Consider the following 10,040-nt stretch of genomic DNA (forward strand, 5'->3'; position numbering starts at 1 on the left):
GGGGGGGGGCGTCTCTCTGTGGGCGGGGGGGGCCGCGGGGGGGGGGGGCCGCGCGCGGCGCCCCCGGGGGTGCGGGGGGGCCCCCCCCCGCGGAGCTGACCCGGATGCGGTTGCGGGCGAACGCCGTCCGCGTCCTGCACGACGAGGCGCTGTCCGCGTTCGGCTGGGATCCCGTGCGGGCCCTGCCGAAACTGTTCCACCTGTGTCTCGCCTCTGCGGAAGCGGTGATCGCGGTGACCGACCAGGCGATGAAGCTGTGCGATCAGGCCGCGTTCCGTGGCGAGGTCGGAATCGAGCGGCGGTTCCGCGACGCTCGGGCGCACTGTGCGGTCGAGCCCACGGTCGACACCGTGCTCGCGGTCGCGGCAGCGCTTTCCCGCTAGCGCTTCCTCAGCGAGGCCGCAAAAGCGGCGAGCGCTGGGCACCGGGTCCCGCCGCGGGGGCGTCGCTCTCGGATTCGCGGCGCGCGCCGAGCACGTTGCTCAGCGCGAACCGGCCGGGGCCGAAGAACACCAGTAGGAGCAGTGTCCAGCAGAACATGACGGACGCTTCCCCGCCGTTCTGGATGGGGAAAACGGCTTGGGTCAGGTGCACGGTGAAGTACGCGTACGCCATCGAGCCGGAGCTGACGAACGCCGCGACGCGGGTACCGAGCCCGAGGCAGATCAGCGCGCCGCCGACGAGCTGGATCACCGCCGCCCACCAGCCCGGCCACTGGCCGACGACGGCGGGAGCCTTGGCGCCCAGCACGCCGAAGATGGTTTTCGCCCCGTGACAGGCGAACAGAAAGCCGATCACGATGCGAAAGAGCCCGAGGACGTGTTCGCGGGCTGAATCGAGCCGGTGCATGGTTCCTCCACGGGGGACGGGTGGGGTGTGGTCGATCCGTGCGGGGTGGTGGGCGGTAGTACCAGGCCGGGGATTGGTTCAGACCTTTCAGCCGTGTTGCGCAAGCGTATACCGGCGGCCGGGGCGTACTGGTACCTCCGAAAGTCCGGTGCTGGAAACGGTTCTCGCTCCGTGCGAGACGCCGCCGCCTGCCCTCGTGCGTTGACCGGGGCTCATGAAGCGGGCTACGATACCGATATACGAAAAAGAGTTTCCGCATCACGGAATACGAGCGGAACGCACTCCGAGTCTGCGACGAGGTAACCGATGGCTGAACTTGCCGGTGCGCGTCATTCCCTGGCGTACGTCGCCAATCTGTCGACCCTGTTCAAGGAGCTGCCGCTGCTGGACCGCCCGAAGGCGGCGCGCGACGCCGGCTTCACCGGGGTCGAGTTCTGGTGGCCGTTCGAGGTCGCCGTCCCGTCCCGGGACGAGGTCGACGCGTTCGTGGCGGCGATCGAGAAGGCGGGAGTCCGGCTGACCGGGCTGAACTTCTTCGCGGGCGACATGCCCGCGGGGGACCGCGGCGTGGTGTCCTGGCCGGGGCGGGAAACCGAGTTCGCGGAGAGTCTCGCCGTCGCGCTCGGCATCGCCGAACGCCTCGGCTGCCGCAGCTTCAATGCGTTGTACGGCAACCGGATCGAGGGCGTCGAACCCGCCAGGCAGGACGAGCTGGCGCTGGCCAACCTCGCCTCGGCCGCGGAGGCGGCGGCCGGGATCGGGGCGCAACTCGTGCTCGAACCGCTGTCCGGGGCGGAGCGCTACCCGCTGAAGACGACGGCGGACGCCGTCAAGATCCTCGACGAGCTGGGCCGGGACAACGTCCGGCTGCTCGCCGATCTCTACCACCTCGCGACGAACGGCGATGATCTCGACGCGCTCGTCGCGGCGCACACCCCGCGGATCGGGCACGTCCAGATCGCCGACGTACCGGGCAGGCACGAGCCCGGCACCGGCTCGCTGGACATCGAGGGATACCTGGAAAAGCTCGAGACCGCGGGCTATCGCGGCGAGGTCGGCGTCGAGTACCTGCCGGCCGGCGAAACCGTCGCGTCACTGCAATGGCTGCCTATCGCGCAAAGGGGACGGGCATGACGAAATTGGGATTCATCGGCCTGGGTGTCATGGGCACCCCGATGGCCGCGCACCTGGCCGCGGCCGGGCACGAGGTCAGCGGATACGACGTGCACGCGGCCGCGCTCGCGAAACTCGAGGCGGCGGGCGGGCGGGCCGCCACGAGCGTCGCCGACGCGGTCGCCGAGGCCGACGTCGTGATCACCATGCTGCCGAATCACCCGCAGGTGGAGGAGGTGGTCCTCGGTGCGGGCGGGGTGCTGGAGACGGCCAAGCCGGGCACCCTGCTGGCCGACATGAGCACGATCCGGCCCGAAACCTCCGTCGAGATCGCGAACAGGGCCGCGGCCAAGGAAATCCGCGTGCTGGACGCGCCCGTTTCGGGCGGTCAAGCCGGGGCCGAGCAGGCCGCACTGTCCATTATGGCCGGTGGGGAGGCGGCGGACTTCGCGGCCGCGCTGCCGGTGTTCGAGGTGGTCGGGAAGACGATCGTCCACGTCGGACCGCACGGCGCCGGTCAGGTGGTGAAGGCCGCCAACCAGCTCGTCGTCGGCGGCATCTACGGGCTGGTCGCGGAGGCCATCGTGCTGCTCGAAGCGTCCGGTGTGGACGCGGGGACCGGGCTGGACGTGCTCGCGGGCGGGCTCGCCGGCAGCCGCATCCTGGAGCTGAAGCGCAAGAGCATGGTGGAGCGGAGCTTCCAGCCCGGGTTCCGGATCGACCTGCACCACAAGGACATGGGCATCGCGCTGGCCGCCGCGCGGCAGGCCGGCGTGGCGCTCCCGCTCACCGGGCTGGTCGCCCAGCTCGTCGCCGCGGGCCGGGCGATGGGCTACGGCTCGCTGGACCACTCGGCATTGCTCAAGGTGGTCGAAGATCTTTCCGGCCACACGAAAGCGGAGGCGTGACATGGCGAGAATTCCCGCGATGGAAGCGGTCGTCGACGTGCTGAAGAGCGAGGGCGTCGACGTCGCCTTCGGCTGCCCCGGCGCCGCGATTCTCCCGCTGTACCACGCGATGCAGGACTCCGGCATCGACCATCTGGTGGTGCGCCACGAGGAGGGCGCGACCCATATGGCCGACGGCTGGGCACGGACCACCGGCAAGGTCGGGGTGGCGATCGGGACCTCCGGCCCTGCCGGGACCAACATGATCACCGGGCTGTACACCGCGCACGCGGATTCGATCCCGATCCTGTGCATCACCGGGCAGGCGGATTCCCGCAAGCTGCACACCGAGGCCTTCCAGGCGGTGGACATCGTCGAGATCGCCAAGCCGGTGACGAAATGGGCGGTGCAGGTCAAGGAGGCCGCGCAGCTGCCGTGGATCTTCCGCGAGGCCTTCCGGATCGCCCGGTCCGGCAGGCCGGGCCCCGTCCTGATCGATCTGCCGATCGACGTGCAGAAGCAGGAGATCGAATGGGACTCCAGCATCGACTCGCCGCTTCCGGTCACCTCGGTGATCCCGTCGCCGGCGCGGGTCGAGCGGGCGCTGGAGATGCTGCGCGCGGCCGAACGTCCGCTGATCCTGGCCGGCGGCGGGGTGGTCCTCGGGGAGGCGAGCGACCGGCTGCTCGCCGTGGCCGAACGGCTCGGCGTCCCGGTGCAGGTCACGTTGATGGGCAAGGGGAGTTTCCCCGAGGACCACGAGCTGTTCGCCGGGATGGCCGGGATCCAGACGTCGCAGCGGTGGGCGAACGCCGCGTTCCTCGAAGCCGACCTCGTGCTCGCGCTGGGTGCCCGCTTCGGCGACCGGCACACCGGGAACCTCGACGTCTACCGCGGCGACCGCAAGTTCATCCACGTCGACATCGAACCGACGCAGCTGGGCAAGGTGTTCGGCCCCGACCTCGGCATCGTGTCGGACACCGGCCCGTTCCTCGACGCGCTGCTGACCACAATGGACGGTCAGGACACGGCACGTGACCGCGGCTGGGTGAAACGGATCGGCGAGCTGAAGACCGCGCTGCCGCGGCGGGAGGACTTCGACGACCGGCCGATCAAGGCGCCGCGGGTGTTCAAGGAGATCAACGAGTTCTACGGCGAGGACACCTACTTCGTCACCGCGATCGGGCTGTACCAGATCTGGTCGGGCCAGTTCCAGCGGGCGCACAAGCCCCGGCACTACCAGGTGTGCGGCCAGGCGGGCCCGCTCGGCTGGGAGATCCCGGCGGCGATCGGCGTCAAGAAGGCCCGCCCGGAGGCCCAGGTCGTCGGCGTGGTCGGGGACTACTCGTTCCAGTTCCTGGTGGAGGAACTGGCCGTGGCGGCGCAGTACGACGTCGGGTTCGTGCTGATCATGCTGAACAACGAGTACCTCGGGCTGATCCGCCAGGCCTCGCGGGGCTACGACATGAACTACCAGGTCGACATCCACTACGACACGAACGGCTCGGACAACGTCAAGATCATGGAGGCCTACGGCTGCTCCGGCACGCGCGTGCACGAGCCGGGCGAGATCCGCGCGGCGCTGGCGTGGGCGGACAAGGAGGCCGAGCGCACCAGCCGCCCCGTGCTCGTGGAGATCATGATCGAACGCGAGGCGAACGCGGCGATGGGCGCCGCGCTCGACTCGGTGGTGGAGTTCGAGGCCACCGCGTAGCACCATCAGACGGTCCACTGTGGATCGCGGCCGAGGTACCGCAGGAGCGCTGCGACGGCGTCGTCATCGGCGGCGCCGTCCAGCGCGGGCGCGTAGGCCCCGAACGGGCGCAGCGGTTCGACGATCTCCTTCGCCACGGACAACAGGATTTCGGCAAGGCCGGGGCTGAGCGGTGACTCCTCCCCGGTGGCGACGGCGATGTCCCACGCGTGCACGGCGGCGTCCAGCGCGCACGCGCCGGCGGCGATCGGCGCCGGGAGTTCGCCCTGCGGCAGGGGAGTGGGGACGTCGGCGCCGACACCGGCGAACGCCGTCGCCGACGCGGTGAGCGCGGATTCGAGGTAGGTCTCACGGTCGCCGTCGATCCGGCCCGACGGGGCGAACGGGTTTTCCGCGGGGCCGCCCTGCCCGGTGATGGCAGCCGCGTAGCCGTGCTGATCCCCGGCCGCGTGCTGGAGCACCTGCGTCACCGTCCACTCGCTGCACGGCGTCGGCCGCTCCCAGGCAGCCTCCTCGGGCACTCCCGCGACGGCGGTACGCAGTGCGTGGTGCGCTTCGCGGAGCACCGGCCACCGGTGCGTCAATCCGGCGAAGAACTGCCGGATGTCGCCGACGAGGACGTCGGTCGCCTCGTGCGCGGCGTAGTGTCCGGCGCCGGTTTCGGGGTAGGAGTTCCAGCTGACGATATTCGCGTGATCGCGTGCGGCGAAGCGCCGGATCGACTGGAAGTCGTTCGGGAACATGGCCAGCGCGGTCGGGGTGGTGGTCGGGCCCGCCGGCTGCTCGGTGCTGTGCTTCTCCTCGTAGTAGAAGCGGATCGAGGAGCCCGCCGTGCCGGTCAGCCAGTAGAGCGCGACATTCGCGACGACGAACTCGGCGTCCAGCGTCTCGTCGAACAACTGCGCGTTCCAGGCGAGCAGGCCGAGCGGGGAGTCCGCGAGCGCGAACGCGAGGGTGTGCGGCTGCTGGCTGTGCAGCGTGTTGAAGGAGAACTTCTCCTCGTAGAACCACTGCAGGGTCGCCAGCGCCGCCTGCTCCGTCTCGTCGAGAGCCGCCATTTCGGCAGGGTCACCGGACGGGAACGAGAACAACTGCGTGACATGCACGCCGACGACGTTCTGGGGCGCGATGCGGCCGAGTTCGGGGGAGACCATCGAGCCGCCGTCATTGCCGACCGCGCCGTAGCGGTCGTACCCGAGCCGGCGCATCAGCTCGGCCCACGCCCGCGCCGTGCGATACCGGTCCCAGCCCGCCGACCGTGCCGGACCGGAGAAACCGAAGCCGGGCAAGGACGGGATCACCAGGTGGAACGCGGGCTCGCCGGCCGAGGCAGGCTCGGCCAGCGGGCCGATGACGTCCAGGTATTCGACGATCGAGCCCGGCCAGCCGTGGCTGAGCACCAGCGGCGTCGCGTCCGGCCGCGACGAGCGGACGTGGAGGAAGTGGATGTCCTCGCCGTCGATCTCGGTGACGTACTGGGGGAAGGCGTTGAGCCGGGCCTCGAACGCGCGCCAGTCGAACTCGTCCAGCCAGTACTCGGCGAGCTTGCGGACCCGCTCGTTCGTCACGCCGTACGCGGCGGGCAGGTCGTCGGGCCAGAGTGCCCGCCGCAGACGCGCCGAAAGCTCGTCGAGCTCGGCCTGGGGAACGTCGGCGCGGAAGGGGCGGATCTCGGTCACGGGGACTCCTCGGGAGGATGGAACGGAATGATTCGTTCCGAACTGTAGCAGAGCGGAACGATCCGTTCCAATGGTAGTCTCGGAGCATGCCTCGAAACGTCGACACACCCGCGCTCGCGGGCCGCCGCGGCCAGGCCGCGCGCAACGATGTGGTGATCCTCGACGCCGCGCGCACGGTGTTCATCGCCGATCCGAAGGCGCCCGTCTCGGCGGTCGCCGAGCGCGCCGGGGTCGGGATCAGCGCCCTCTACCGGCGCTATCCCGGCAAGGATGCCCTGCTGTGCAAGCTGTGCCACGACGGTCTGCGGCAGTACATCGCCGAGGCGGAGGCGGCGGCCGGGGACCCCGACGGCTGGAGCGCGCTGACCGGGTTTCTCGGGCGGGTCGTGGACGCCGACGTCCATTCGCTCACGGTGCACCTCGCGGGCACGTTCGCCCCGACGCCGGAGATGGGGGAGGACGCGCGGCGTGCCGGTGAGCTGACGGCGGCGATGGTGGCGCGGGCACACGAGAGCGGGCGGCTGCGCGAGGACGTCGTCACCGAGGACGTCGGGCTGATCCTGGAATGCTGTGCGGCGATCCGGACACCGGACCCGGAGCGGACCCGGGTGCTGCGCCGCCGCTACCTCGCCCTGCTCGTCGCAGGGTTGTGCGGGGACGGTCCGCCGTTGCCCGGCCCGCCACCCGCGCCGGGCGAACTGGGCCGCTGGAAATGACGCCGTCCTGAACGACGCGTTGGAGACGGTGAACGTCCGCAACGCGTCGTTCAGGACGCGGAGATTTCAGGACGCGGAGATCAGTCCCGGGAACCGACGGCGACGGCGGTGCGCTCGCGTTCGCGCTCGCGGCGGCGGATGAAGCGCCAGCCGACCGCGAGGACGATCACGACCACCGGGATCGAGTAGAACGCGATCTTCTCGGGTCCGTCGGAGAAGCCCATCAACGCGATCACCAGCACGAGGAAGGCCAGCGTCGCCCAGCCCGTGTACGGGGCGCCGGGCATCCGGTAACTCGGCCGCTCCACCTCGCCCCGGAGCGCGGCCTGGCGCAGTTTCATCTGCGAGACGATCAACGTCGCCCAGGTCGCCACGACACCGAGCGAGGCGATCGCGATGGCGATGTCGAACGCTTCCTTGGGCACCAGGTAGTTCAGCACCACGCCCAGCAGGTAGGCGACCGAGGTGAACAGGATGCCGCCGTAGGGCACGTGGCGGCTGCTCATCCGGCTGACGAACTTCGGTGCTTCGCCCTTTTCGGACAGTGCCCGCAGGATGCGCCCGGTCGAGTACAGGCCCGAGTTGACCGAAGACAGCGCCGCGGTGAGCACGACGGCGTTCATCACGTCGCCGATGCCGGGAATGCCGAGGCGGGAGAACACCGTGACGAACGGGCTTTCGTCGCCGCTGTAGAACGGCCACGGCAGGAGCATCGCCAGCAGCAGCACGGAACCGACGTAGAACACGGCGATCCGCCACACCACGCTGTTGATCGCCTTGGGCAGGACCTTGCGCGCGTCCTTGGTCTCCCCGGCGGCGATGCCGACGAGCTCGATGGCCGAGTAGGCGAAGATGACCGCCTGCAGCGTCATCAGCGTGATGCCCAGCCCGGCGGGGAAGAGCCCGTCGTGGTTGGTCAGGTTCTGCACCCCGGCCGACGTGCCGCCGATGTTCGTCCCGCTGAGCACCAGGCCGAGGCCGGTGATCAGGAAGACGACGATGGCGAGCACCTTGACGACGGAGAACCAGAACTCGAGCTCACCGAACAGCTTGACGCTCAACAGGTTCACCGCGAGGAGCACGCCGAGGGCGATCAGCGCGGTGATCCACTGTGGAATGCCGGGCAGCCACTTGTGCACGTAGATCGCGACGGCGGTGATCTCCGCGATGCCGGTCATCGCCCAGTTGAGCCAGTACAGCCAGCCCGAGGCGAAGCCGGCCCACGGACCGATGAACTTCCGGGCGTAGGTGACGAAACTGCCCGAACTGGGCTCGTGCAGCACGAGTTCACCGAGCGCACGCATGACGAAATAGGCCGCCGCGCCGCAGAGGGCGTAGGAGAAGATCAGCGACGGCCCGACCTGATGCAGCTTTCCGCCCGCGCCGAGGAAGAGCCCGACGCCGATCGCGCCACCGATCGCGATCATCTGCACCTGGCGTTTGCCGAGTGCTTTCGTGTAGCTGCCGCCCTGTTCGGGGCGTGGAGAGGAATCCATGGTTGCCAGACCGTAGACGGCGAGTGGCAAGTGATCTAGCGCACCAAGGAAAGACTTAAGGTGTGCTTGCGGTCACACCGCGGTTGCGGGCAGGACACGAACACTTTCGGGAAAACATGCCGTCGCGGGTCGGCCCGGTGCGCTAGAGGAGGTTTCGCACGCCTTGGGGTTCATACGTTTTCTTGACTTCACAAAACCGTGAAAACTCTGTACCTTCTGAAGTGGGCCCAGCAGACAGCGCGGCGGCCGAGCGACCTGGGGCGGCCGCCGCGACCTCCCACCACTTTTCGGAGTCGGCGATGACGCAGACCGTTCCGCACGTTCAGGGCTTGCCCACCACCCGTGGCCGATGCCCGTTCGACCCGCCCGAGGCGCTGACCGAACTCAGTGCCCGTTCCCCGATCAGCCGCCTGGTCTACCCGGACGGCCACGAAGGCTGGCTGGTCACCGGATACGCCGCCGCGAGGGCGGTGCTCGCGGACGTCCGGTTCAGCTCCCGCGCCGAACTGCGGCGGACACCGATCCCGCACGCGTTCGCCAAGGAGAAGCCACGTCCGGCGCAGCCGGGGGCGCTGACCGCGTTCGACCCGCCGGAGCACACCCGGCTGCGGAAACAGCTCACCGGCCAGTTCACCGTGCGGCGGATGCAGATGCTCGAGCCGCGCGTCGCGCGGATCACCGAGGAGCACCTCGACCGGATGGCCGAGGCGGGGCCGCCGTGCGATCTGGTGACCGCCTTCGCGATGCCGATCCCGTCGCTGGTGATCTGCGAACTGCTCGGCGTCCCGTTCGAGGACAGGGACGGCTTCCAGCGGAACGCCTCGGTGCTGTTCAACCTGAAGTCCAGCGCCGAGGAGATCACCTCGGCCATGGGCGAGGTGATGGCCTACATGGGCGAGCTGGTCGACCGCAAGCGCGCCGAGCCGGACGAGCACCTGCTCAGCGGGTTGATCGAGGCGGGGGAGCTCACCGACGGGGAACTGGCGATGATCGCCATGACGCTGCTCATCGCGGGCTACGAGACGACCGCGAACATGCTCGCGCTCGGGACCTTCGCGCTGCTGAGCAACCCGGACCAGCTCGCGGCGCTGCGGGCCGACCCGAGCCTGGTCACCAACGCGGTCGAGGAGCTGATGCGCTATCTGAGCGTCATCCATGTGGGGCCGGGGCGGACCGCGGTCGAGGATGTCGAGGTGGCGGGCCAGCTGATCCGGGCGGGGGAGTCGGTGGCCGTCTCGGTCCCGGCGGCCAACCGCGACCCGGAACGGTTCCCCGATTCGGACCGGCTCGACATCACGCGCCCGGCGACCGGGCACATCGGCTTCGGGCACGGGGTGCACCAGTGTCTCGGCCAGCAGCTGGCCAGGGTCGAGATGCGCATCGGGTATCCGGCGCTGGCGAGGCGGTTCCCCGAGCTGCGGCTGGCGGTGCCGGCCGAGGAGGTACGGATGCGGGCGGACATGGCGATCTACGGGGTGCACGAGCTGCTCGTGGCGTGGTGAGCCGCTGACCGGGGGTGGCGGCCGGGAGTGGGGAGATGGGGTGTGGGCCAGCCCACACGACCTCTGAGCTCTGGCTCATCTCTT

The 10,040-nt window shown here is 69.7% G+C and carries 9 protein-coding genes; 6 read left to right on the forward strand and 3 right to left on the reverse strand.

Annotated elements, in window-relative coordinates; genetic code table 11:
- The first annotated feature begins 104 nt into the window (after positions 1-104).
- Positions 105-383 carry a hypothetical protein gene (locus ACFWX1_RS00625; RefSeq protein WP_378382676.1) on the forward strand — a complete coding sequence of 93 codons (279 nt, stop codon included), beginning with the start codon at positions 105-107 and terminating at the stop codon, positions 381-383.
- Between the two features lie 7 nt (positions 384-390).
- On the opposite strand, the gene ACFWX1_RS00630 is transcribed toward ACFWX1_RS00625, so the two are convergent.
- Entirely contained in the window at positions 391-849 is a 459-nt protein-coding gene (locus ACFWX1_RS00630; protein ID WP_378382677.1) for a DoxX family protein, read from the reverse strand.
- A gap of 306 nt (positions 850-1,155) precedes the next feature.
- On the opposite strand from ACFWX1_RS00630, the gene ACFWX1_RS00635 reads away from it, so the two are divergent.
- The 3 genes from ACFWX1_RS00635 to gcl are packed head-to-tail and all read left to right on the forward strand — an operon-like array spanning position 1,156 to position 4,563.
- The gene (locus ACFWX1_RS00635; protein ID WP_378382678.1) at positions 1,156-1,983 is read left to right on the forward strand and encodes a hydroxypyruvate isomerase family protein; all 828 of its coding nucleotides are present in this window, start codon (positions 1,156-1,158) and stop codon (positions 1,981-1,983) included.
- A complete protein-coding gene (locus ACFWX1_RS00640; RefSeq protein WP_378382679.1) occupies positions 1,980-2,870 on the forward strand; it encodes a 2-hydroxy-3-oxopropionate reductase in 891 nt (296 codons plus the stop codon). The genes ACFWX1_RS00635 and ACFWX1_RS00640 overlap by 4 nt, the downstream gene beginning before the upstream one ends.
- 1 nt (position 2,871) lies before the next feature.
- Positions 2,872-4,563: a glyoxylate carboligase gene (gene gcl, locus ACFWX1_RS00645; RefSeq protein ID WP_378382680.1), complete on the forward strand. Its 1,692-nt coding sequence runs from the start codon at positions 2,872-2,874 to the stop codon at positions 4,561-4,563.
- 5 nt (positions 4,564-4,568) lie between these two features.
- Here the strand turns inward: gcl and ACFWX1_RS00650 are convergent, their stop codons facing one another.
- Positions 4,569-6,242 (reverse strand): TIGR03086 family metal-binding protein, encoded by a 1,674-nt coding sequence (locus ACFWX1_RS00650; RefSeq protein WP_378382681.1) that lies wholly within the window; start codon positions 6,240-6,242, stop codon positions 4,569-4,571.
- Between the two features lie 86 nt (positions 6,243-6,328).
- On the opposite strand from ACFWX1_RS00650, the gene ACFWX1_RS00655 reads away from it, so the two are divergent.
- Positions 6,329-6,958, forward strand: coding sequence for a TetR/AcrR family transcriptional regulator (locus tag ACFWX1_RS00655; RefSeq protein WP_378382682.1), 630 nt, complete (start codon positions 6,329-6,331; stop codon positions 6,956-6,958).
- A gap of 80 nt (positions 6,959-7,038) precedes the next feature.
- Here the strand turns inward: ACFWX1_RS00655 and ACFWX1_RS00660 are convergent, their stop codons facing one another.
- Positions 7,039-8,454 carry an amino acid permease gene (locus ACFWX1_RS00660; RefSeq protein WP_378382683.1) on the reverse strand — a complete coding sequence of 472 codons (1,416 nt, stop codon included), beginning with the start codon at positions 8,452-8,454 and terminating at the stop codon, positions 7,039-7,041.
- 299 nt (positions 8,455-8,753) lie between these two features.
- Between ACFWX1_RS00660 and ACFWX1_RS00665 the strand changes: the two genes are divergently transcribed.
- The gene (locus tag ACFWX1_RS00665) at positions 8,754-9,956 is read left to right on the forward strand and encodes a cytochrome P450 (protein WP_378382684.1); all 1,203 of its coding nucleotides are present in this window, start codon (positions 8,754-8,756) and stop codon (positions 9,954-9,956) included.
- Positions 9,957-10,040: the final 84 nt, after the last annotated feature.

Source organism: Amycolatopsis sp. NPDC059021 (genome assembly GCF_042739895.1).
Taxonomy (GTDB): domain Bacteria; phylum Actinomycetota; class Actinomycetes; order Mycobacteriales; family Pseudonocardiaceae; genus Amycolatopsis.